Raw genomic sequence first — 22158 nt, forward strand, 5'->3', positions numbered from 1 at the left:
TAGGTAATTGATAACCGCGACTTTTTAGTTCAAGTATTCAGTATTCACAAGGATTGAGACTACCACCTGTAAACCGACAAGCAAGCTAACGCCTATGGGATTCTTGCATGAACTTTTCTGTTCAGAAAATTCAGGATTTTATTTTATGTCATATTTACTTCGGTATTCGAGAGGACTAATTTTATACATCTCTTTAAAAGCTGCTCCGAATTTACTCTGACTTTTATATCCCACTGCCGAAGCGATATCTCCAATACTTTCTTGAGTCTTAAGTAACATACAAGCCGCTTTCCTGATACGATACTCTTTCATATACACCCCGATAGAAACACCGTATACGCCTTTAAAAGTAGCCTTTAATGCAGTAGGGCTGATGCAATATTGTCTTGCTAGTTCATCAATCGTAAATCTCTGTTCAAATTGTTCCGTCATCATTTTTTTAATCTGTTTGATAATGTCAACTTCTTGCCGGACATAAAATTTATTCTGCTGCTCTTTAGCAGTATCAAAATAATAAAGGTAAATTAAAATTTCCAGAACCTTCAGCCGGTAATAAGTATTTCTGGCCTCAAGAGGGATTGAATACATACCACTAAAGATATTTTGAATGTCCTCTTTCGCCTGTATAAAAAAGCATTCATCGTTTAAAAAAAAGCGGTTAACAAGATCTGGAACATCAATTGGACTATCAGGTAGATATTCCGATAGTTGACCTGTAAACTTATCCAAGTCAATCGTAATGTTTATACCTTTATAGTACTCTAATGGAAATTCAATACAATTACTGTGGTTGTTCATTGTATTCATGAACAAATCACCTTCTCCTATATATTGCAGACATCCATCCTTCATTTTACATTCAGCCCGTCCTTCATGACAGTGATTTAATTCCAAAATGTTTAGGTTTGGGTGAATTGTTGGCATATAGTGGCTTGCCTGAAAGTTAAAGATGATTACCTCAACACCGGGTATTACAGAATAGACAGATGCAGTACCTTGCCCCTTATCTGGATTCAGCTGATAAACAACATGGTGATTATTTTGTACTAAATTCATGTCTGTATTGATATGTGAAAAAAAAGATCCCTCCATATTATTCATTCCTTCCTCGGAACTAATTTTTCCGCTAAATGATAATGTAAATATACACTACTTCAAAAAAACAAACACATAGACTTTTAGTACTAATCGAATAAATCAATGGTCCCTGTCTGTATTAATAAAATTTATTCCAATCGGCCAAAATTTTAGTCCAATCGGTCTCACCTTCCGAATTTTGTTGAAAATGAAATATAGAGTCATTATACTCGTATTCAAATACAATCAAGCAATCATTTGATTGTCTTATAATTTGATTGTATAAAAAATAATTGAAAGGAGAAATTGTTTTATGAAAAAAACCTATAAACTGCAAGATGTAGATTGTGGCAGTTGTGCGGCAAAGATCGAGCATGGCATTCGCAAGCTGGATGATGTTACCGATGTGAAGGTAAATTTTATGGGTCAAAGAATGATTCTTGAGGCTCCGGATGATAAATTCGATGCCGTTCTTAAACAAGCTAAGAAGGTTATAAAGAAAATTGATTCGGATGTGTCGATAGAGGCTTAAGCTGATGGACACATTTCAACGTCGATTCGGTTCATAACCAATAGGAAAAATTATCCATATTCAAATTACACTATTTGAGTCAGTAGCGGTTTTAATGTTACAGCCGTTGCTGACTCAAATATGAGGAGGATACGAACATGTCAAAGAAAGAAAAAAAACGGTTGCTGCGTATCCTTATTGCATCTGTTGGTTTTGTAGCAGCACTGTTTTTAAAGTTAGATGGCATTGCTGAATTCCTGATGTATCTTGTCCCATATCTTATCGTTGGAGGAGACATCCTCTGGAAAGCAGCGAGGAATATTACTCGAGGACAGGTTTTCGACGAGAACTTCCTCATGTCAGTAGCCACGATTGGTGCCTTCTGCCTTGGCGAATATCCTGAAGGTATTGCTGTTATGTTGTTTTTTCAAGTGGGCGAGCTGTTCCAATCCTATGCCGTTTCAAAATCCCGTAAGTCAATATCCGAACTGATGGATATTCGCCCTGACTATGCCAATGTGCTAAGAAATGGGGAATTGATACGGGTTGACCCGGAAGAGGTGCAAATGAATGAGATCATTGTAGTGAAACCTGGAGAGCGAGTACCTCTGGATGGGGTTGTAACCGAGGGTTTCTCCGCAATAGACACCTCAGCTCTAACAGGAGAGTCCGTTCCACGGGAAGTACAGACAGGAGAAGATGTGATTAGCGGTTGTATCAACCAAACCGGTAAATTGACCATTCAAGTAAACAAAGAATACGGCCAGTCCACAGTAGCCAAAATACTTGAATTAGTTGAAACTTCTTCCGACAAAAAGAGCAAAAGTGAAAATTTCATTACGAAATTTGCCCGATACTATACCCCATTCATTGTTTTAGCGGCAGTTATTTTGGCTATCATTCCACCACTTGTCACAGGTCAGCCATTCGATATGTGGATTGAAAGAGCCTTAATCTTTCTTGTCATTTCTTGTCCCTGTGCTTTGGTTATATCCGTGCCGCTCAGCTTTTTTGGCGGAATCGGCGGAGCATCCAAATCTGGCGTTTTAGTGAAGGGAAGCAACTATCTCGAGGCTTTAGCCAACACAGAGATGGTCGTGTTCGATAAAACCGGTACGCTAACAAAGGGGAACTTCGTTGTCAGTGAAATATATTCCGACAAAATGACCAGTCAGGAGTTGTTGGAATTGGCAGCATATGTAGAGGATTATTCCAACCATCCCATCGCGCAGAGTATCAAGAAGGCATTTGGAAGAGCGATTGATTCCTCCCGTATTAAGGATATCGAAGAAATCGCCGGTCATGGTGTGAAATCTGTAATTGATGGAAACGTCGTGTTGGCGGGAAACGCCAAACTCATGAAACGTGAACATATATCCTACAATGATAAGAAACTTGTTGGGACTGTAGTCCATCTAGCCGTTGACAATGAGTACATGGGATATATCCTTGTTGAGGACGAAATTAAACAGGACGCTCCCCACGCTATTACAGCTCTCAAATCGGCAGGAATCAAGCAGACCGTCATGCTAACTGGCGATGCCAATGAAGTGGGGAAAAAGGTTGCTACTACGCTTAGACTAGATAAAGCATATACAGAGCTATTGCCTGCGGATAAGGTTGAACATGTGGAAGAGTTAATGAAGCAGAAAAAGGCAAAAGGCAAACTGGCCTTTGTCGGTGATGGTATCAATGACGCCCCCGTTCTTGCACGCGCAGATATCGGTATCGCTATGGGTGGCTTGGGTTCAGATGCAGCAATTGAAGCTGCGGATGTCGTAATTATGACCGATGAGCCATCCAAAATCGCCACAGTGATGAAGATAAGCAAAAAAACACTCCGTATCGCCAAACAAAACATTGTTTTTGCTTTAGGGATCAAAGGATTTGTCCTGATTTTAGGAGCAATGGGGATGGCAACGATGTGGGGAGCTGTATTCGCTGATGTTGGAGTATCCGTCATAGCAATTCTTAACGCAATAAGGGCACTCAACGTTAAAAAATTTAACACGCCGATACAAGTATCTCAAAAACAAGAGGACGGAAATCGGCAAGGGGCAGTGGCATAGTAAAATGGGAGTGTTACCGGGAAGCTCAGTAAGTAATATTCCCGCCCCCCTTTATCGATTAATCTAAAGTCCTTTCAACGGACAACTCATTTTAAAAAAATCATCTACCATTTGATGAACCAGACGAGCTTTTTCGCTGTCAGCAAGTGAATAGTAAACTTCTTTCCCAACTCGTTTGCTTTTGATTAATCCATGTAACTTTAACGATTTCAAGTGATGAGAAACGGATGCAGGGCTCATGTCCAGAGCAGCTGAAATATTGTGTCCACACTCTTCGCAATGACAAAGTAACCAAAGGATTTGAAGACGCGAGCCGTCAGATAGCTGTTGGAAAATAGCAGCTCCATCCAAAAAAAATTGGACATCAGGCATTCGCTTTAAAACATAGCTTAAATTTTGATCATGATCGTGAAGCTTTTCCTTGTTTTTTATCGTCGCCACTCCTTTGATATAACATTCATTTGATTAAACAATCATTATACTAAAGTCTATGCATTACCTAGGCTCTTGTCAAGGGCATACTTTTGGACATTTAAATTTCTTTACCTAAGCATTTTCCGTTTAAAACCATGTATCTGGCCTTCTAACGATGATATACGAACTTCATATATGCTCACAATAACTCTTATGCAGTTTTCTAAGACTTCGTAATCTCTAAAACGAAATAATAGTTTATAAATGTTTGATAGAGTGACATAGCCAGATAACTAGTAGGAGAAATTCATCGGAAAGGAGAAGAGTAATACATGTATAAGTTGGTTTTGATTAGACATGGAGAAAGTAATTAGAACAAAGAGAACTTATTTACAGGTTGGATGGACGTAGACTTATCGGATAAAGGAGTTCAGGAATCTTATTATGCCGGCAGACTACTTAAGGAAAAACAATTCATATTTGATGTAGCCTACACCTCATACTTGAAGCGAGCTATAAAAACACTAGATTATGTGCTCGAGGAAATGAATTTCCTGTGGATACCTGTATACAAATCCTGGCAGCTTAATCCATTGCCATGGAAAACAACCCTTGAACATTTCTAATATAAGAAGAACGATACTTCTTTTTAGATAACGTTAATTGCCATTTTTGAACATGGATTGGAGTAATTTCCGTTGTGATTAAGTTATTAAAAAAAGTGAAATGTTTTCTTACAGTCGGTAATCGATTATCGTACGTTCTTCCTTTTACTTGTGTTTTATACCAGGGTAAGAAAATATCTTCAATAAACTGTTGAAATAAAATGTCATCTTGCTTTTCTTCTAATGCGTCAGACTTTGTTAGTAGTAACCTTGAATATTCTTCCCTTGCTTCTTTTAAAACCGCTACGGTATTTCTGAATTTGCTTTCCAGTGATGGGGTGATAGCCTAAATTTGCCCTAAAATAATAAGTTCCGTTCTTTGCCTTTTTGATGATATCTTTAGTCATGATTTCACTCCTTACGCAATTAGTGCAAGAAGTACAAATCACACATCTAAAGTTATCCCTAATACTTCCTCTACAGCTTCTTTAGGAACACGATCCAACTTTTTAGATTGATAATACGTGTGCCCTTTTGAAATCATTAGTTTTTTACACTCTCTAAGATATCAGCTGAAAAAGAGGGACCATAACCTAGTGCTATCAAGTCTTTTTTAGCGACTGTGACCATATTAACTCCTTTCCATAGACTAGGATATGCTATTTGATATCTGTCTATTATTATATCGCGTCTGTAAAACCAATTCTAATACGTTGCGTGAATTGGTTCTTGCACTAAAATAAAAAGGTTCTATTGTCATAACTTGATGGTTACTTTAACTTATTTTGCTAAAATAAGAGTCAAAAATCAGACGGCTGTTGGTACAGCTCCACGGGAATTTCACCCCTGCAAGTATTCCTTCCAGCCCTATTCATAGCTTGCGACGCTTTGAACGCTCGAACCATGACGATAGGGGAGTATCATTATCAATACTGATAAGTTATCGCCAGCAATTCACCACAATTGCATTAGATTCATAGATTATCTCTCGTTCCAAACGAAAGTCATGGCGTATGAATCAAGTGGCTCATCATCAGTAGAATGCACAACGAACTTGCTACTTGGTACGATCTGGTTCTATCTTGCATGTCCTCTCTCTTCGCAACTGCAAAAGAGGGTGATGATTTCCCCTTTCATATCCTTCAACAAACTTTTTTATGAAATGCCAAGAATAGGAGCACTTTTTGAAAAAAGATAGCTGTAAAACACAAAAAAGCCCAATCGAACATAAGCCAAAATGATTTTGTTATCTGCATTAAGTTAAAATCAAATAACTGAACCAGGAATGAATATAACAACAAACGAACCTCGTGTCTGTCAAAAGGTTTGTGTCTTTTTGCACTACTAATACGACATAAAGAGCGATTTTGCCGAAAAAAGGAGAAAACACAAAAAAGATCAAAAACCTTGAGAGTTATTTGATCTAAAAAAGAAATATAGAAGAACTAGTTATGAATATTGAAATCCAACATTGTATTTCAAAAAGCTCACCTAATAATTTGGAATATTCACTAGAAGATAATCAGATCGTTTCAAATAGAAGTAGTGGGTCTAGTTATTTATGTGAAAAATTTAAAGAGTCATTCTCGCAAACTTGTCATCCAATCAAAATATCAAATTTGCTTAGAATCTGAGAAGAACTGAGTATCCTTTTGTAGACTTAAACAAAAAAGGTTGTAATACATACTAACTCAAAAGTTATTGCCTTCATACACCGATTAATCGATGAATACTTTAGTTACTATCTGGTTCTTTTTTTGTTTTAATAAATAATGCCACAACCATACAAAGAATGCTGCTGTAGCCATACTTCCACCGATCACGCATATGCCCAGCCATCCCCAACGATCCCATGCTGCTACACCACCTGCTGAGCCAAGTGCCCCCCCTATGAATGAACTAACCATATATACAGTGTTCAATCTACCTTTTGCCTCAGCAGACAAACTATAAATGCGGGTCTGATTTGAGATATGGGCACCCTGATAACCCAAATCTAACAGAACAATTCCAACAATTAGCCCCAAATGCCAGGTTCCAAACAATCCAAATAATACGTACGACAACAAAACGATTACGGTCATCAAACCGACCATCATTTGGGGACTGAATCGATCGCTTAATTTACCGACCACAGACGCAGTCACAACTCCGACCACACCAATCAAGCTAAACATCCCGACCATGGAACTACCGTACTGATAATGTGGGCCTTCTAAAAAGAAAGTTAACGAAGTCCAAAAGGCACTGAACGAGCCAAACATCAATGCACTTATCAAGGCTGCTTCACGAAGTGTACGCTCTTGTACAATCAATTTCCTGATAGAACGTAGTAATTCCAAATAGGATAATTTTACCTTAGGCTTAAGAGAAGGCAGATAATGGTATAAAACATATGTCAATATAAACATGAGCAAAGATGCAAAACCAAACATAACGCGCCAGCTAAATAACTCTCCGATAAAACCAGCCACTGTTCTTGCCAGCAAGATGCCAATTAGGAGACCACTCATCACACTTCCAATTACTTTCCCTCGCTGATAAGGTGATGCAAGTTCTGCCGCAAACGGCACAATAATTTGTGGAGACACTGTGGTAAAGCCAACCATAAAGCTGGCTATATACACACTGTACAGATTTTGGGCAGTCGCTAAAAAGATCAGAGCCAGTCCAACCGCAAACAAAAGAGAAAGGATCAATTTTTTCTTCTCATAAATATCGCCAAGGGGGATAAATGTAAACATTCCGATTGCAAAACCAATCTGAGTATACGTAGAAATAATTCCTGATTGCTGATCATCTACACCAAAGGTTCGTCCCATTTCAGCTAATAAAGGTTGATTGTAGTATAGATTTGCAATCGTTAGTCCACATGAAACTGCCATTAAAAGGGTAAGTGTTGGACTAAGCTGTGCTTGTTGCTGAAAACGACTCATTGGCTCTACTCCCTTCTATATAAAAATAACAATAAAAAACCTTTCATCCCTTGGACATAGCAGTATATGCTATATCTAAGGGACGAAAGGTATGTTTTCCGCGGTACCACCCTCATTTGCTTAGAACCTCACAATTCTAGCCTCACAAAGTAAAACCAATTTACTTTCAACACATTAACGGGTGTGACCGTTTGAAACTACTTACCGAACCACTCCATTTCATTCGGTTTCATTCAACAGTTCCGAGACGACTTCGCACGAGAGGTTAAGGCAAAGATTGCAGCAAATACTTTGCTCTCTGGGCATAAGAGCTCCCATACTTATTTCTCTTCATTACTTTTATGGATATAAGAATTTTGAATCATTATACCATGATTTAATATTTTGTCAACCGACTTAATTATATGAATTGGGTGCCTTGTACTGCAGAACTTTTGTAAGAAATTTACTGAATGTATCCTCTGCATACTAATGACTCAAAATTTTTTAATTCTATTATTCGTCCGTTAATCCGTCTTTGTTCGATTTTGCCTTCTTCGGCATATTCTAAATTTTCAAAGGTTTTTTCCATATTTGGAATGACATACTTTAGTTCCATGATACATACCTCTTTTCTTTATAATTTTTCATTTACATACATGAGAATCGAAAATAGGGGAGGGGAGCGAGAATAAAAAGCTTTCATGGTGAATCACTTCCTATTCATATGACCAATTGAAATAGAATGTCCTACTTCATTTCCCCAAGCGTCCCATCCAGCAGAGTTTTGTCTGGCGAATAATTCAACTTTTGGTAAATCGCCCATTAGCTCAATAATTTTATCTCTTGCCATATCAGGTTTTTTACTATGTCCTTCAATTGGACTGATGATCAGTTGGTGAACCTTCTTTGATACTCTTTTGGGGCGACCTTTTACAGCTAATAAACAAATTTCAGCATTCGAGCGTGTCCAGTGACCCAAACCAAAGAAGAAACCTTTTCCTGACTTATTCTGTTTCACCCAGACAAATGCAACAGTTTTAAACGTATATCCCCATGCATCTATGACTTTTAACACATCCGGCTCTATCTTAATGCAGTTTGATAGTAATTTGGAACTTACTTCCATGGATTACGGAATCAGCTGGAATGAATATGTAGCAACAGAAGAAATTATTTCTCCTAAAGCAGCCTTTAAACAGGTTGAAGATGGAAACTTTGAACAATATGTCCCCTTCCAGCAGGGAGATACCCTGTGGGTAAAAGAATGTAAGCTCGCTTATGTCGTCTCCGGTAACCAACGGTTCGTTTGTCTATACTCGGATCAATGTCCTGGTAACGGTTTTTCTCTTGCTTTGAGCTTAGCAATGAAAAAGCTGTAACCGTCAAGTACTTTTGAGCAGATTTCGCTAAATAACTTTCAACACCTAGTTACTTCCAAAAATGGTTTCTCGATGCTTTAATCGGGGCTTACTTGAACAGCGTGTCACGGAAGAAAAGATTGGTGATGTCAAATGCCAGAATATGCGCCCCCTTCCTAAAGTTGAGGGAGGAAAGCAGCACTATGTGAAGTGGAACATTGAGTCTGAACCATATTGTCTCGAAGCAACAGGACAGATCATCATTCCCAATGGGCCAATGGAACTGCGGATTGAGCGTGATCATATTTTTGCTAAAGGACTGGGGCCTGCCTACATGATTCATAACTATTTTCCAAACAATGGCTGGGAAGCTGATCTCAGGTATTCTTGGACCTATTAAAATTACTGTAGATATGCGTGAAAATAGCAATATCAAAAAGGGCGCGATTATTTAAGAAGAGTAATCAAAAAACAAATTTACACTATTTTTTGATTACCTCAAAGAATTGCTTGACTCCACTTTGACTCCATTTTACTGGTTTTTGTATTGTTTTTTCATAAGCGAGGTATCGTTAAATTGCTTTAAAATAGAGGAATCATCCTACTCGACCTAATTTTTTGGTATTTCTAAATGTGTAGTAGTGACTGTTTCAGAAACTCAGTTTTCATCGACTTTCTGGAAAGTCTCAAATCTGTTAGAAACTGAAATGGGCACTATTTAAAAGATGGTACATTCTCGGCTATTACATTCTCTAGCTTTTGACCGTGAGCTTCAGTGAGTTCGTCAAGCCACTTTTTTCCTTCCTTCGTTACATTAAGTATGCTTTTCATCATTTGCGGATTGATTATTTGACTTGGTAAAAACAATAAAGAATTCACAGCCCAATACAGCGAAAATAACTCGAAGTCACTCTGTATTGTTGCTTGCCTGAGATATAAGTCAAAATACTTCTGAGCAAAAGTAATACCTTTCAATGGTCGGCCATCATATTCTACCCCCGGCCATTTTAAATCGGCAACGGCGTTCAGCCACCAGGTAGGCTCAATCACTTCTTGCAATCTTTGAAGTACATTACGCTCAAAACCCGGTTGGGGGTTGACGCGTTGATCTCGCAAACAGGATTCCAGCATTTCTACTTCGACAGCAGCCATTGTCATCCCTTGTCCATAAATAGGATCGAAATTGCATAATGCATCTCCTAGGACCAACAATCCGGATGGCCATCGTGGGATTTGCTCAAAACGATTACGAAACAACTCCTTTATCCGATACCCTCTAGGGGGTGTAAGAGGTTCTAGTTTATTCCAAATATCAGCGATAATCGGATCTGTAAGATTAGCAACCACTTCTTCATATTCTTCAGCATCCGTGGTTGGGTAGTTACCACCCGCATTCCAAAGTAGCATCTCTGCGATATTATTTTCAATAATGGCAAAAATTCCGGTATTTTCTCTTCTAATAGCTTCCCCTTCAATATGAACAAGTGCCCATTTCTCAGCTAAATTGGATGGAATCTTATAATGACGGGTACTATATCCAAGAGAAACTTTTAAAATATCTGGTTTTGGTATTTCAATTCCCAATTCTTGAAGCCAATTTCCCAGCTTGGATTGACGACCACTTGTATCGATTACCATATCAGCTGCAATTACTTTCTTCAGATTAGATTGTCCGCGTTCTCTTATACGGACACCAGAAACTATTGTTTGATCCTGATTCGTTTGTAAACCGATAACATTTTGTTTAGGAAGAAAACGAACATTCGAAATCTTCTTCATGCGCTGACGTAATCCCCACTCTAGTAAAGCCCTACTACACATCACGTCCTTTTCCGGGTTTGGCATGGTCAAAATTCCATATTGATTGGTAAATCGATAGATCTTGTCCTGTGATAAAGCGGCTCCTTGTGCCAGAAGATCATCGTTAAGACCTGGAAAGAGACGTTCAATAATCATTTTCCCGCGGGGAGTTAAGCGGTGTGGCTGAAATCCTTGCGGAACACCGGGACGATTTCCGGGCTTTTCAGGAAAATCATCTCTATCCACAATCAGAACCTCGTTATAATAATCAGAAAGCACTTTTGCTGCTAATAATCCCCCAATGCCTCCTCCAATAATAACTGCCCTTTCCGTTTTTTCTTTTGTAAGTGCAAAATTTGCATCTGTCATGATATGCCTCCTTTGAATTAACGCATATAACCAGCCTTGTCCCTGTTTTAGTGAAAGACCTCGACAAGATTAAAATTACTTCGGAAACCTTGTTGTGCAGAGACGGTATTATGGAGCAGAAAGTCCAGAGATTCTTCCTATCATCTGTAAATCTTCTGTCGTTGTTAATATTTCATTAATAGCAACTGGCTGTTCCAAAACTCTTGCTTTAACCAGATACTTCTAGAAAGCGAACATTCTCCTCCTATTTTTTGATATAAATTGTTTATAACGTATATTGTTTATTTCATATACAGTATATGTTGTATACAATAATATTGCAACAATAAATTTAATTTGGGTTAGCTTAAATAATTGGAAACGGCAATAAACCACGCTCGTTGTTTTCCGTGTTGGTATTAGCCATCCCATTCATCTGCATGCACCTCCAAGAAACGTTTTAACCGTTCAAAAGAGCTTGTCCGTCTATACTGTAAGGTGCTGCGCTGCGCAAAGGCGGGTGATGATTTCCCCTTTCATAACCCTCAACAAGCGCTTTACTTTTTTATCAGATGGAAATACTTCAAGAGTATATGCAAGTGCTACTGGTGAAAATGTAGCAACTGCAAGTCCCTGTAACCCTCTTAAGAATGAAAGAGAACTAAAAGTGGATAAGAAATGGAATCGATAATGCACTGTGCAAATTTCTATGATTGGCTGTTTCTATGCTCTTAAAATCCTCCATAGACGATTGAAACATCCGGAAATTAACTTGTCGACGCCCCTCTTCGAGCAAATGGAGTGCAGCCTTCACTTTTTCCCACTCATTCCATCTAGTATATGGATACATAGCGAAAAATATATTTTTCAATATGTACTCCCAAATATATAATGAAAGTGGCTAGCCGACAACAGAACTGTTATACATGGATCGGGATGGGTCTTATGTCCATGCCGAACTTTATAGCTAGCCCAGTATCAGGAGCTTTAATTAGAGGAGCTGATGAAATGAAGGCAGTAGCTTTTCATTTGCCAGGAACACCAGACGTATTGCAATTGATGGAGTTTGATACTCCTGTTCCGGGGACTGGACAAGTTCGAGTCAAAGTAAAAGCGGCCGGAGTACAGCCCGTTGACTGTGCGATTCGAGGACAAGGTTTTAGTCCGCCAGGAGTGGAAATCCGATACCCTCAAATAATAGGAAATGAATTTGCTGGCATCATCGACGTGGTTGGTGCTGGGGTTGAGAGCTTTTCAGTTGGAGATGAAGTTATTGGTTGGTCGATTCTATCTAGCTATGCTGAATATGTGGTCGTCCCAACATCCCAACTTGTTAGAAAGCCTAAAAATATGCCATGGGAAGAAGCTGGTGTACTCACCGCCTCAGGGCAGACTGCTCATACGGCACTGCAGGAACTCGGAATCAGTAAAGAAGACACCGTACTTATACACGCAGCTGCAGGAGGAGTTGGGACGTTCGCTGTTCAATTGGCACGGGCATGGGGTGCAACTGTGATAGGTACCGCAAGCCCACGTAACCATGACTACTTGCGCTCCTTAGGGGCTATTCCTGTCTCATATGGAGAGGGGCTTGTTGAACGAGTACGCGAACTTGCACCTAAAGGGATCGATGCTGCCCTTGATGCAGCAGGCGGGGAAGCCCTACGAGCCACTGTAGAACTTGTACACGACAAAAAAAGGATCGGTTCAATCGTTGCTTTCGATCTTTCGGAAGAGCTTGGAACCATTCCGATCCGGAGTAAGCGAAGCGTTTCAAGGTTATCCGAACTCACCAAGATGTACGAACAAGGGCTGCTTCGCGTTGTCATATCGCAAACATTTCCATTACACCAAGCTGCCGATGCTCACAGAGCTGTAGAGACCGGTCACGTTCGAGGGAAAATTGTCCTCACAGTAGATTAGAAAGTTAATATGATACGAGGAGGAAATATATTGGAAAAACTAAACATCGGAATTATCCTTGGTAGTTCACGCCCGGGGAGAGTTAGCCCGCAAGTCGGGAACTGGATTAAGGAAATTGCCGATCAACGCGGGGACGCAGCATATGAAATAGTAGATGTTGCAGATTACAACCTTCCGTTTTTAGGAGACCCTACTGGCGAGCAGCAAGTTGCGGACTGGGCTAAGAAAATATCCAGCTTGGACGGATTTGTATTTGTTACTGCCGAATACAATCACAGCATTACAGGAGTATTGAAAAATGCATTGGATTCAGCACGTACAGAATGGTATAACAAGGCAGCCGGCATTGTCAGCTACGGTTCCTCAGGCGGGACACGTGCCGCTGAACATTTGCGTGGAATTTTGGCAGAATTGCAAGTGGCAGACGTTCGCACCCACCCCGCACTAAATATATTTACAGATTTTGAGAATTATACGATTTTTAAGCCTGCAGAATTACACTTTTCACATGTGAATGAAATGTTGAAACAAGTGATTAGTTGGTCTACCGCATTAAAATCGGTTCGCAGCTAATGGGTCACGATTCGTTTAAGCAACCAGCTTTTTCCCATTGATAGGGAAGAGCTGGTGTTTTATCCGTATTTGATATCGGAAATATACTCAGACGGGAAGATTCAGTATGCATGACTTTGAGATAATATTATTTAGTTTGTAATTTAAACGTTAATAAAGCGGACAGAAAATAAGCAATGGCACATAAAATCCCAACGGCAATAAATAATTATAGATTATTGTCGATTCAACAAAAAACACTGATTCTTTTATATTTAATAAATAAATGGAATCAGTGTTTCTTCGTTTTTTTAATTATTATTTCCGCAAAATCTTCTCCATTGCTTTTCCCTTTGCTAACTCATCGATCAGCTTATCCAAATAGCGAATTTCCTGCATAGTGGGTTCTTCGATATCTTCCACTCGGACACCGCAGACGACACCTTTGATCAAAGCCCGCGAAGGATTCAGTTGGGGAGCTTCCGCAAAGAAAGTCTCAAAGTCTGTCTGTTTTTCCAGTTGCGCTGCTAACTCTTCCTGGCTATACCCTGTCAACCAACGGATGATTTCATCGACTTCTGTTTTCGTACGTCCTTTTCTCTCCGCCTTCGTAACATAATGGGGATAGACACTCGTGACACTCATTGTATAAATCCGGTGTTTGGTCATGATGCATCCTTTCTTATATGGTTTTCTTTATTATAGTAAAAAAATAATCGCGTTTAAACGAATAGCCGTCAATTATTAGTTCCAGATTATTCATTATGTTCATTCCTTGATTCCTAATTTGCAATAAGGTGTACGCCTGTCCATCGGTCGCTTACTGCTTTACAAATAGCTGTCGCAAAATCCTCATAACTGATACTTCTATTCAAAAAATTGCTTTCATTATTCGAAGGTGTCCACCGATTATAACAACCAGTGCGAGGTCCTGTAGGAGTATATGCCGGTGGTGGAATTAAGTAAGCCCACGAGGCTTGAGGTAATTCTTCTAGATAATCACGTAACTTAGCGTGTGCTATGCCTCTAGGTAATGTGCGCTTAGGAAAAGCAGGATCTTGCCAAAATCGTTGCCCATGAAGCGTATATAAAGATCCGGCACCACCTACCGTAATTATTAAACGCCCCTCCATATCTCCAATGCCTTCTCGAATCCGCTTGTCAAGTGTGACCAATGCCGCCCGAGGAATATTCCCTCGGAGTCTAATCGCATTCACAATAATATCAGCCTGAGAAGTAGCCTTACGAAGGCTCAAGATATTGTCTATATCTACAATCGTAGTGTGAATAGGTCGTTTAATCTTTGGAAGCCTGGAAGAATCACTTACATCTCGTAAGGCTGCTGTCACCTGAATATGCTCATTTTCTGATAATTGTCTGAGAATAGAATTGCCTGTGCGTCCAGTCGCTCCTAAAAGTAATAAACGTGTCATCGATTATCAACTCCTCAAAGTTGTAATAGTTTATTTTTTCTCTAATCTGTATGTCCTTGCCTCAATCAAAAAAATTCAAGAACAGCGCAATCTTCTTATCTACTGTCTACCGTTTTGTTATAAAAAACGAAATGGCCAATCCCATTCCAAGAATTAATGTTAATGATACAAAAGCAATCCAATAACTTCCTGTTTTTAATAACGATACGGCTATGATGGGGCCAAGACTCGTTCCAATAAACAGGATAAAGGTATATAAAGAGACTGCTGCACCATGATTTTTTTCACCAAGATGACCTACTAAGGAAATCAAGGTGGGGACGGTGATGGCAATGCCAGTCACAAATAATACACTCATAAAAACTAAGAAAAATAGATTGGTACTCATCCCAACAATAAACATGCCTATCGCTCCTACCGTAAGTCCACCTCGCAAAACGGTAAGTAAGCTATATTTATTGGCTAATTTGCCTGCAAAAGGTGCAAATAACATTCCGATGATTCCAACCATGCGAACATATAGGATTCCGTCTTCATTCAAGGCAAATGTTTCCGTTAAATAATCTCCGAGCACCGTATAGAAAGCAACAAATGAAAGTAATAACGTGATCGCAATGCTGTATGCTTGAATCAAACTTTTATCGGTCAATAGCGTTTGAAACTGTTGAAACATTGTCTTCAATTTGCTATTCGCTTGCTTTATGTCGGTTTTTGGAAGGAGCAATAGAACTAAAACAGCAGTAAATAAATAAATCGAACCGGAATAATAAAAAACGCTTTGCCAACCAAACTGTTGACTGATATAACTACTGAATATTTGCCCTGCTATGGCAGAAATTAAGAAACTGGAGCTAATAAATCCGATCGTTGTCACTCTTTTTTGAACTGGAAATTTATCTACTACATAAGCAATAGCAACTGGTGCAAAACTGGCTGCGGCGAATCCTTGAATAGAACGTAATGCAATCACCCAAGATAAGTTGCTAAAAATGGGGAGTGCAAATGTACTAACAGTCAACATCAATAGTCCAATGAACATGACTTGTTTTCGTCCAAAGCGATCAGATAATGGACCGGAAAATAAAGAACCGACAGCATAACATAAAGAGAATGCACTCCCTGTCCACGCAACATGAGCAATGCTTGCATGAAAAACTTCACTGAATATGGACATTAAAGGAATGGTTAAATAATTACTTGCAACTACCACTAACCCGCACCAGAATAAAATAATGGTTAGTACATTATAGTTCTGGTGTAGAGATGTATTTTCTTTACTTAACTCCATAACAAACCCCCTAACGTAAGTAAATTACACATATTGCAACTTGTTGACATAAATTGTAGTTTATTTACAAATTTAAGTCAATAGGTAATTTGTAGATTAACTGCTTTTATTGTAGAATAATTACAAGAAACAGCGTAAATAAGCTATCTAAAAGAGAAGCAGTATTTCACCGACAACATAGAAAAAATGAATAGATATGAAAGTGGTTCCGATAATAAAATAGGAGAGTGCTTTATGAATGAAAAGGATCAAAATCTAAATGCTCTGTTGGACTTTGATTTGTTGAAAAAGCTGGTGGTTGGAATCGGTGAGGTATCCAAAATCACAGGGATTCCGACTCGTAAAATTCGTTATTGGGAAGAAAAAGGAGCCATTCAATCTGAGTCCGGTGCAGAAGGATCCACGAGAAGATATAATTATTTAAATGTGAAAAAAATGCTTCTTATTCAGGAAATGATGGATGAGGGTTTTACATTGGATGCAGCCATCAAAAAAGTGGAAAAACGGATGGTTACGTTAAACGAGGCTTTTCGTAAACTGGCTGATATGGTGCCGGATTCAGAGGAATAAGAATTATATAAGTGAGTCTATAACGATAACTATCATAGAATTGTTGATATTGTATCCACCCCGGTGTGGGAAATAAGGAAAGTACCTCGTCAATATCGCTATCAATGAAATATCCTCTATAGATATTTATGATCGTTCTTTTAAAATAGTGGATAAAACGATTAGATTACAAGACGAAATGTTAGAACTTAGAAGTAGAGTGAATAAGTTTGCTCAAGGTATTCTTACTTTAAAAATTGCAAAATGGGGACATTAATGAAAAAGATAAATCTCCATCCATGTTTTTAATTATTATTTCCGCAAAATCTTCTCCATTGCTTTTCCCTATTGGCTGGAATTAGAAGAAGCACTTGATCCGGAATCACAAGCCTGTAAGAAGCTTGCAGGAAAACTGAAGCCAGTAATCGACGCCTATTATGAACGCTTCGAAACATAAATGTCTTCCGTTCAGAATAACCCTCTAATCCTTTTCCATTTTCTAATTTTTGTTCTAAACGTTTTAAATGGTGCTACTGTATTTATATGAATCCATTTCCAAATAGACCAATTGGCAGGTGTTGAAGCCGCCCATTTTTTTTGTAGAAAAAGCTCGTTTAAGCTACAATAATTCAATAGGTGGAAGTAAAATCCAAAGCGCTAGACCAGATAGAAAGGATGTTCCAACCCATGAATTCATTGCCGGATATTCCCGATTTGACCGATGTGGATAAGAAGGCAACCCGCAAGCGTAAACTATTTTCACTCCGTCTCCATATTTATTTTTTCTGTGCGTTTCTGCTCTTTTCTTTACTCATCATTCGTCTTGCATTGTTACAGTTTGTCCAAGTGGAAGAAATGTCTCTGATGGAAAGAGATAAACTGAAACGGGATATAACGATAGCGCCTATTCGCGGAAATATATATGACCGGGTGGAATCGCCCATTGCCTCCACCATCTCTACGCAGTCCGTTTTTTACCGTCTGGAGCCGGATCATAAGCTGGAGGAGCAAATTGAGATGGCCAGAAAATTGGAGCGGATTTTTAGCGAGAGGGGCCATCCGGATAAAGGCTTGATAACGGCCGAGGAAATCGTATTGAGGATGGATGTAGGCTATGATATCGAGGGAAAGGAGACTAAGTCTCCCTCATATTTGTTCTGGCCGAGACGAATCAAATCGGACTTGACGCGGGAGGAAGTAGCCTATCTTTACGAGCACCGGGACGAGCTCAATGGGCTCGAGGTGGCAGAAGAGAGCACAAGGATGTATGACACCAAGCAGATAGCTGTTCAATTGGTAGGCTATTTGCGGCCATACTCTACCATTAATGAAGAGTCGGCGGACTATCTGCAAAGATATAAGCTGGATCCCGAAATATATGTACAGGACGAATATGTAGGATACGACGGCCTGGAGTATATGTATCAGGACGAATTAAGGGGCCGGAACGGGAACAAGGTGTACCCGGTGAACAACCGGGAGCAGATTGTCGGGGAAGTGCAGATCATCCCTCCGGTTAAAGGAAATAACCTGTATTTGACGATTCATAATGAAGTTCAATTAGCCGCCCAGCAGGCGATAGCTGAACATCTGGATCTGCTGCAGAATCATCCTCCCAATCGGGTATATGGGAAAGGCAGCCAAGCCAAGGCAGGATATGCGGTCGCAATGGAGGTGGATACGGGCAAGGTGGTGGCTATGGCCAGTATGCCCGGTTATGATTCGAACGTTTGGATCGGTTCGCTCTCCAATGACAAGTGGGCTGAGATTAAGCAGCTTCATACCAATGGAGCCATCCGCACGCGATATGCCAACGTGCCTGACGATGAGGTAGGGGAATACCCGACTTCCTTGGTCCCTCCAGGGTCTACCCTTAAACCGCTCACGGTATTGGCCGGGTTGAGCGAAGGGGTAATCGGTCCGAATGAGAGATACTATGATACCGGACTGTTCCGGTATGGCAAGGATAATAATGCCAAGGTCAGCAATTCGGATGGTGCACAACACGGCTGGATTACTCCGCAGCAAGCCCTCGAAGTGTCCTCCAACACTTTTGTAGCCGAACTGGTGGGCAATCGTTTTTATACGCAGGTCAGCAATCCTATCGACGTATGGGATTCTTATATGAAGAAATTCGGTTTAGGGATATCAACCGGAAGCGGTCTTCCGAATGAAAGTCATGGAGATATTTATTACTACGAAACCGCCAAACAATATAAGGAGCAGTTCCCGCTCGTCAACGGATCATTCGGCCAGGAAGCCCGCTATACGACGCTCCAGTTGGCTCAATACGCCAGTATGCTGGCTAACAAGGGCAAACGGTATCGACCCTTATTTGTAGATAAAATGACAACCTATGACGGGGTGTTGATTCGTAAGATGGAGCCGGAGCTGCTGGATGAAGTCGTGCTGCCCGACCTTTATTGGAACGTAGTCCAAGAAGGAATGAAGAGCAAGGTAGACGGCTTTGACGGGTTTCCATATGATTTTGTCCGCAAAACCGGAACCTCGGAATCCCAAGTGGCTGGCCGGCCGGTCGACAATGCCTTAATCATTGCCTACGCTCCAGCGGAGAAGCCTAAACTGGCGATAGCCGTCGTCGTACCGGACGGGGGCTTTGGTTCTTACGGTGCGGCGCCCATCGCGCGCAAAATTTTTGATGCTTATGATCAGCATATTGGTCTAGCGGATAAACAAGATTAGAGAACGTAAAAGGAATCCGAACGTCAAACTATTTATTAATAATAATGTTCGTGTTTATTGTTGACAAGGGGAGACCCGCCTACTAAAATGAAGGTATTGAATAACGCTTTTTTCGTATAATCTTGGGAATCGGCTCAAGAGTTTCTACGAGGTCACCGTAAATGATCTGGCTACGAAAATAGTGGAGTAGCAAGCGCTGACATTCGCTTTACCTGCGTTTTGTCGCATTGTTTATCTACTTTTTGCACAGCCTAAGGTCATAGAAACCTTAGGCTTATTTGTTGTTCTAACCATATTTCTGGGAGGAGTCTCAAGCATGGACCAGTTTTTTAAACTGAAACAGAACGGCACTAATGTAAGAACGGAGATCATGGCAGGGATCACGACCTTCATGACGATGGCCTATATTCTGGCCGTCAACCCGAATATCCTTTCCGCAGCGGGAATGGAGTGGTACTCAGTCTTTTTAGCTACTGCACTGGCCGGGGGGATTTTCACCATAGCGATGGGATTGTTCGTTAATTTTCCGGTGGCATTGGCTCCGGGCATGGGGTTGAACGCTTATTTCGCTACCGTCATCTTGTCCTCCAATGGAGCGATGACCTGGCAAATGGCTTTGACCGCTGTATTTATTTCCGGGATTATTTTTATTATTTTAACAATTACGAAGGTTCGGCAGCTTCTCTTGGTCGCTGTACCGGATGCTATCAAGCATGCCATTACCGTAGGGATCGGTTTGTTTATTACTCTCATCGGGGCTAAGAACAGCGGGCTGTTCTCCGTATCCGTAGAAACGTTAAACGATGTCTCCAAAGGGAGTTATACGAATCTCCTTTCATTTGAAAGCATCTTTCATATGGGGAGCCTAAAGGATCCGAATGTTCAGCTCGTCTTGGTAGGATTACTGTTAATTTCCTTGCTGATGGTGCTGAGAGTTAAAGGGGCTATTTTATTCGGTATTTTGGGTACGACCATTATCGCCATGCTTATGGGGCAAGTCGATTTCTCGATGCTTAACAACCCGCAAACTCCATGGCTTCCGAATTTTGGATACCTGGAATTTTTCCAATTTGATTTTGCCGGAATTTTAAATGTAGGGATTGTCTCGGTTATTCTGACCTTTACATTTGTCGAGATGTTCGATACGTTCGGTACATTGGTAGGTACGGCTAACCGTGCGGGAATTATGAAAAATCCTGAAGAAGGACGCAAACGTGTCGGTAAAGCAATGCTCGTGGATGCTTTCGCCGTTAGCGGGGGCGCAATGCTTGGAACAAGCACTACAACAGCCTTCGTAGAAAGCTCGGCAGGGATTGCCCAAGGCGGAAGAACTGGATTAACAGCGATTTCCACCGGGATCTGCTTCTTACTCGCTCTCTTCCTGGCGCCTGTCGTCGCCTTGATTCCGGGATCCGCCACAGCGGCTGCTCTTATTATTGTCGGATTGCTGATGATGCAATCAGTTAAAGATATAGATTTCCAAGATTTTGTCGTAGCTATTCCAGCTTTCTTTACTATCGTGTTTATGCCGTTCACGAACAGTATTGCGAATGGAATTTCTTTCGGAATTGTAGCTTACGTAATTCTGGCGCTTGTGGCTGGGAAAGGCAAGCATAAGATTCACTGGCTCATGTGGATTCTCGCTATCCTTATTGTTTTGCGCTATGCGCTTATAGGCGGGGAATAAACGGATATCATTGTATATGAAAAATAGGGGTTTAAAAGGGTGCGACTCGCGCCCTTTTTCTATTATGCGCGTCTAGCCAAGTTAGGCACAACTAGCCGGTGGAAGTCCTTGAGGGAAAACCTCATGTACGGTTTGATGAAGGGGAAGCTGGAAAAGTAAAGTTGAGGGCTCTTGCCCTCCATGAAATTTCAGTTTCTGCGGTCGTGTGGATCCGTCGTTTTATCTCCGGCGTACGTGAGGGCATGGCCGAGATACGCCGCCGAGACCGCCTCCGCACGGACGGGGAACGTCCCATTGCCGAGATTACCGCTGTGAGATTTCTCCACTCGTGGTGGCTGGGCGGCCCCGAGTTCGAGGTCGACGCCGTCTACCGCGCCGTGGAAGGGCCGAGGACGGTCCGCGGCCGACTCGTCACGGCGCCGGCGGATGCCCCGGTCGTCGGCGGTACCGTGATCGTGCGGTTCGACCCGGATCACCCATCGGACGTCTTGCTGGACCGTGATCCCGACAGCTTCAGGGAGCCTGGTGCCGCCGAGCGGTACGCCTCACCGGACGTGTGATGTGAGAAGTTCGAAGTACAGCCGTGCGCTCTCAGCGGTGCGCCTGCCGGTACCCGACGGGACGAAACCTACAAGAAGGACGTCGCCGAGATGGAGGCAGAGACTGCCGGAAGCGAATCATAATGTCGAGACGCAAGCGAGTTCAGTAGACCAATTTGGGGAACGGGATTCGCTCTCCAAATCGGTCTACTTTTGGTATAGCGTAATTTTCCTTTAGTGAAAAGCTGATTCAAAGTGTGTCAAACGTCTGTGAAAATGTCACCTTATCTGTGCTATGAAAATGTCACTTTTTTTGAAGGAGGCCACTCTTACCAGTAGGCCTCTGAATAACTGTTATGCTGTGAATACATAGCGTCTTGGAAT

The 22158-nt window shown here is 41.0% G+C and carries 17 protein-coding genes, 5 pseudogenes, 1 riboswitch and 1 other annotated feature; of the genes and pseudogenes, 10 read left to right on the forward strand and 12 right to left on the reverse strand.

The genetic code is table 11. The features are described from left to right. Positions 1 to 138 precede the first annotated feature (138 nt). The gene (locus KJS69_RS28800) at positions 139 to 1101 is read right to left on the reverse strand and encodes a helix-turn-helix domain-containing protein (RefSeq protein WP_213587626.1); all 963 of its coding nucleotides are present in this window, start codon (positions 1099 to 1101) and stop codon (positions 139 to 141) included. Positions 1102 to 1390: 289 nt separating this feature from the next. On the opposite strand from KJS69_RS28800, the pseudogene KJS69_RS28810 reads away from it, so the two are divergent. After that, positions 1391 to 3657: pseudogene (locus tag KJS69_RS28810) on the forward strand (heavy metal translocating P-type ATPase). 63 nt (positions 3658 to 3720) lie between these two features. Here the strand turns inward: KJS69_RS28810 and KJS69_RS28815 are convergent. Beyond that, positions 3721 to 4098 carry an ArsR/SmtB family transcription factor gene (locus KJS69_RS28815; protein WP_249730759.1) on the reverse strand — a complete coding sequence of 126 codons (378 nt, stop codon included), beginning with the start codon at positions 4096 to 4098 and terminating at the stop codon, positions 3721 to 3723. Positions 4099 to 4403: 305 nt separating this feature from the next. On the opposite strand from KJS69_RS28815, the pseudogene KJS69_RS28820 reads away from it, so the two are divergent. Continuing rightward, positions 4404 to 4661, forward strand: a pseudogene (locus tag KJS69_RS28820) (2,3-bisphosphoglycerate-dependent phosphoglycerate mutase); the annotation flags it as partial. Here KJS69_RS28820 and KJS69_RS28825 read toward each other — a convergent pair. From KJS69_RS28825 to KJS69_RS28845, 5 genes and pseudogenes are all read right to left on the reverse strand, one after another. Next, positions 4660 to 5083: pseudogene (locus KJS69_RS28825) on the reverse strand (Arm DNA-binding domain-containing protein); the annotation flags it as partial. The pseudogenes KJS69_RS28820 and KJS69_RS28825 overlap by 2 nt on opposite strands. Before the next feature lie 38 nt (positions 5084 to 5121). Next, positions 5122 to 5306, reverse strand: a pseudogene (locus tag KJS69_RS28830) (DUF3173 domain-containing protein). A 1088-nt stretch (positions 5307 to 6394) separates the two neighbouring features. Continuing rightward, positions 6395 to 7612: an MFS transporter gene (locus KJS69_RS28835; RefSeq protein ID WP_213587628.1), complete on the reverse strand. Its 1218-nt coding sequence runs from the start codon at positions 7610 to 7612 to the stop codon at positions 6395 to 6397. A gap of 75 nt (positions 7613 to 7687) precedes the next feature. Beyond that, positions 7688 to 7955 (reverse strand) — a binding site (T-box leader). 102 nt (positions 7956 to 8057) lie between these two features. Continuing rightward, positions 8058 to 8210: a DUF961 family protein gene (locus tag KJS69_RS28840; RefSeq protein ID WP_483874567.1), complete on the reverse strand. Its 153-nt coding sequence runs from the start codon at positions 8208 to 8210 to the stop codon at positions 8058 to 8060. 93 nt (positions 8211 to 8303) lie between these two features. Next, positions 8304 to 8669, reverse strand: coding sequence for an MT-A70 family methyltransferase (locus tag KJS69_RS28845; protein WP_483874568.1), 366 nt, complete (start codon positions 8667 to 8669; stop codon positions 8304 to 8306). 49 nt (positions 8670 to 8718) lie between these two features. On the opposite strand from KJS69_RS28845, the gene KJS69_RS28850 reads away from it, so the two are divergent. Together KJS69_RS28850 and KJS69_RS28855 are read left to right on the forward strand one after the other, a co-directional pair. Beyond that, positions 8719 to 8973: a hypothetical protein gene (locus tag KJS69_RS28850; protein ID WP_213587630.1), complete on the forward strand. Its 255-nt coding sequence runs from the start codon at positions 8719 to 8721 to the stop codon at positions 8971 to 8973. A gap of 184 nt (positions 8974 to 9157) precedes the next feature. Next, positions 9158 to 9352, forward strand: coding sequence for a hypothetical protein (locus KJS69_RS28855; protein ID WP_213587631.1), 195 nt, complete (start codon positions 9158 to 9160; stop codon positions 9350 to 9352). A 314-nt stretch (positions 9353 to 9666) separates the two neighbouring features. Here the strand turns inward: KJS69_RS28855 and KJS69_RS28860 are convergent, their stop codons facing one another. Further along, the gene (locus KJS69_RS28860; protein ID WP_213587633.1) at positions 9667 to 11121 is read right to left on the reverse strand and encodes an FAD-dependent oxidoreductase; all 1455 of its coding nucleotides are present in this window, start codon (positions 11119 to 11121) and stop codon (positions 9667 to 9669) included. 987 nt (positions 11122 to 12108) lie between these two features. Between KJS69_RS28860 and KJS69_RS28870 the strand changes: the two genes are divergently transcribed. After that, positions 12109 to 13023, forward strand: a complete 915-nt coding sequence (locus KJS69_RS28870) for an NADP-dependent oxidoreductase (protein WP_213587651.1) — start codon at positions 12109 to 12111, stop codon at positions 13021 to 13023. 9 nt (positions 13024 to 13032) lie between these two features. After that, positions 13033 to 13596 carry an NADPH-dependent FMN reductase gene (locus tag KJS69_RS28875; protein WP_213587635.1) on the forward strand — a complete coding sequence of 188 codons (564 nt, stop codon included), beginning with the start codon at positions 13033 to 13035 and terminating at the stop codon, positions 13594 to 13596. Positions 13597 to 13893: 297 nt separating this feature from the next. On the opposite strand, the gene KJS69_RS28880 is transcribed toward KJS69_RS28875, so the two are convergent. From KJS69_RS28880 to KJS69_RS28890, 3 genes are all read right to left on the reverse strand, one after another. After that, the gene (locus KJS69_RS28880) at positions 13894 to 14244 is read right to left on the reverse strand and encodes a DUF2200 domain-containing protein (RefSeq protein WP_213587637.1); all 351 of its coding nucleotides are present in this window, start codon (positions 14242 to 14244) and stop codon (positions 13894 to 13896) included. A 113-nt stretch (positions 14245 to 14357) separates the two neighbouring features. Further along, positions 14358 to 15008 (reverse strand): NAD(P)-dependent oxidoreductase, encoded by a 651-nt coding sequence (locus KJS69_RS28885; protein WP_213587639.1) that lies wholly within the window; start codon positions 15006 to 15008, stop codon positions 14358 to 14360. A gap of 106 nt (positions 15009 to 15114) precedes the next feature. After that, positions 15115 to 16296, reverse strand: coding sequence for an MFS transporter (locus KJS69_RS28890; protein ID WP_213587641.1), 1182 nt, complete (start codon positions 16294 to 16296; stop codon positions 15115 to 15117). Positions 16297 to 16530: 234 nt separating this feature from the next. Between KJS69_RS28890 and KJS69_RS28895 the strand changes: the two genes are divergently transcribed. Next, positions 16531 to 16866 (forward strand): MerR family transcriptional regulator, encoded by a 336-nt coding sequence (locus tag KJS69_RS28895; RefSeq protein ID WP_213587643.1) that lies wholly within the window; start codon positions 16531 to 16533, stop codon positions 16864 to 16866. 447 nt (positions 16867 to 17313) lie between these two features. Here KJS69_RS28895 and KJS69_RS28900 read toward each other — a convergent pair. Next, positions 17314 to 17478, reverse strand: a pseudogene (locus KJS69_RS28900) (ClbS/DfsB family four-helix bundle protein); the annotation flags it as partial. Between the two features lie 54 nt (positions 17479 to 17532). Here KJS69_RS28900 and KJS69_RS28905 point away from each other — a divergent pair. The 3 genes from KJS69_RS28905 (at position 17533) to KJS69_RS28915 (ending at position 21795) form a co-directional block, all read left to right on the forward strand. Beyond that, on the forward strand, positions 17533 to 19548 hold the full coding sequence (locus KJS69_RS28905; RefSeq protein ID WP_213587645.1) for a peptidoglycan D,D-transpeptidase FtsI family protein: 2016 nt from the start codon (positions 17533 to 17535) through the stop codon (positions 19546 to 19548). 92 nt (positions 19549 to 19640) lie between these two features. Further along, a riboswitch (purine riboswitch) is annotated at positions 19641 to 19741 on the forward strand. Between the two features lie 123 nt (positions 19742 to 19864). Beyond that, the gene (locus KJS69_RS28910; RefSeq protein WP_213587647.1) at positions 19865 to 21235 is read left to right on the forward strand and encodes an NCS2 family permease; all 1371 of its coding nucleotides are present in this window, start codon (positions 19865 to 19867) and stop codon (positions 21233 to 21235) included. Positions 21236 to 21396: 161 nt separating this feature from the next. Further along, positions 21397 to 21795: a DUF3592 domain-containing protein gene (locus tag KJS69_RS28915; RefSeq protein ID WP_213587648.1), complete on the forward strand. Its 399-nt coding sequence runs from the start codon at positions 21397 to 21399 to the stop codon at positions 21793 to 21795. Positions 21796 to 22158: the final 363 nt, after the last annotated feature.

Source organism: Paenibacillus sp. J2TS4 (genome assembly GCF_018403245.1).
In the GTDB taxonomy this organism is placed as follows: Bacteria; Bacillota; Bacilli; order Paenibacillales; family NBRC-103111; genus Paenibacillus_L.

What these genes read in the sequence shown, in the direction of transcription:
- KJS69_RS28800 (WP_213587626.1), bottom strand. Translation starts at nt 1,101, where the DNA reads ATGAATAATATGGAGGGATCTTTTTTTTCACATATCAATACAGACATG.
- KJS69_RS28835 (WP_213587628.1), bottom strand. Translation starts at nt 7,612, where the DNA reads ATGAGTCGTTTTCAGCAACAAGCACAGCTTAGTCCAACACTTACCCTT.
- KJS69_RS28840 (WP_483874567.1), bottom strand. Translation starts at nt 8,210, where the DNA reads ATGGAACTAAAGTATGTCATTCCAAATATGGAAAAAACCTTTGAAAAT.
- KJS69_RS28850 (WP_213587630.1), top strand. Translation starts at nt 8,719, where the DNA reads ATGGATTACGGAATCAGCTGGAATGAATATGTAGCAACAGAAGAAATT.
- KJS69_RS28860 (WP_213587633.1), bottom strand. Translation starts at nt 11,121, where the DNA reads ATGACAGATGCAAATTTTGCACTTACAAAAGAAAAAACGGAAAGGGCA.
- KJS69_RS28870 (WP_213587651.1), top strand. Translation starts at nt 12,109, where the DNA reads ATGAAGGCAGTAGCTTTTCATTTGCCAGGAACACCAGACGTATTGCAA.
- KJS69_RS28875 (WP_213587635.1), top strand. Translation starts at nt 13,033, where the DNA reads ATGATACGAGGAGGAAATATATTGGAAAAACTAAACATCGGAATTATC.
- KJS69_RS28880 (WP_213587637.1), bottom strand. Translation starts at nt 14,244, where the DNA reads ATGACCAAACACCGGATTTATACAATGAGTGTCACGAGTGTCTATCCC.
- KJS69_RS28885 (WP_213587639.1), bottom strand. Translation starts at nt 15,008, where the DNA reads ATGACACGTTTATTACTTTTAGGAGCGACTGGACGCACAGGCAATTCT.
- KJS69_RS28890 (WP_213587641.1), bottom strand. Translation starts at nt 16,296, where the DNA reads ATGGAGTTAAGTAAAGAAAATACATCTCTACACCAGAACTATAATGTA.
- KJS69_RS28895 (WP_213587643.1), top strand. Translation starts at nt 16,531, where the DNA reads ATGAATGAAAAGGATCAAAATCTAAATGCTCTGTTGGACTTTGATTTG.
- KJS69_RS28905 (WP_213587645.1), top strand. Translation starts at nt 17,533, where the DNA reads ATGAATTCATTGCCGGATATTCCCGATTTGACCGATGTGGATAAGAAG.
- KJS69_RS28910 (WP_213587647.1), top strand. Translation starts at nt 19,865, where the DNA reads ATGGACCAGTTTTTTAAACTGAAACAGAACGGCACTAATGTAAGAACG.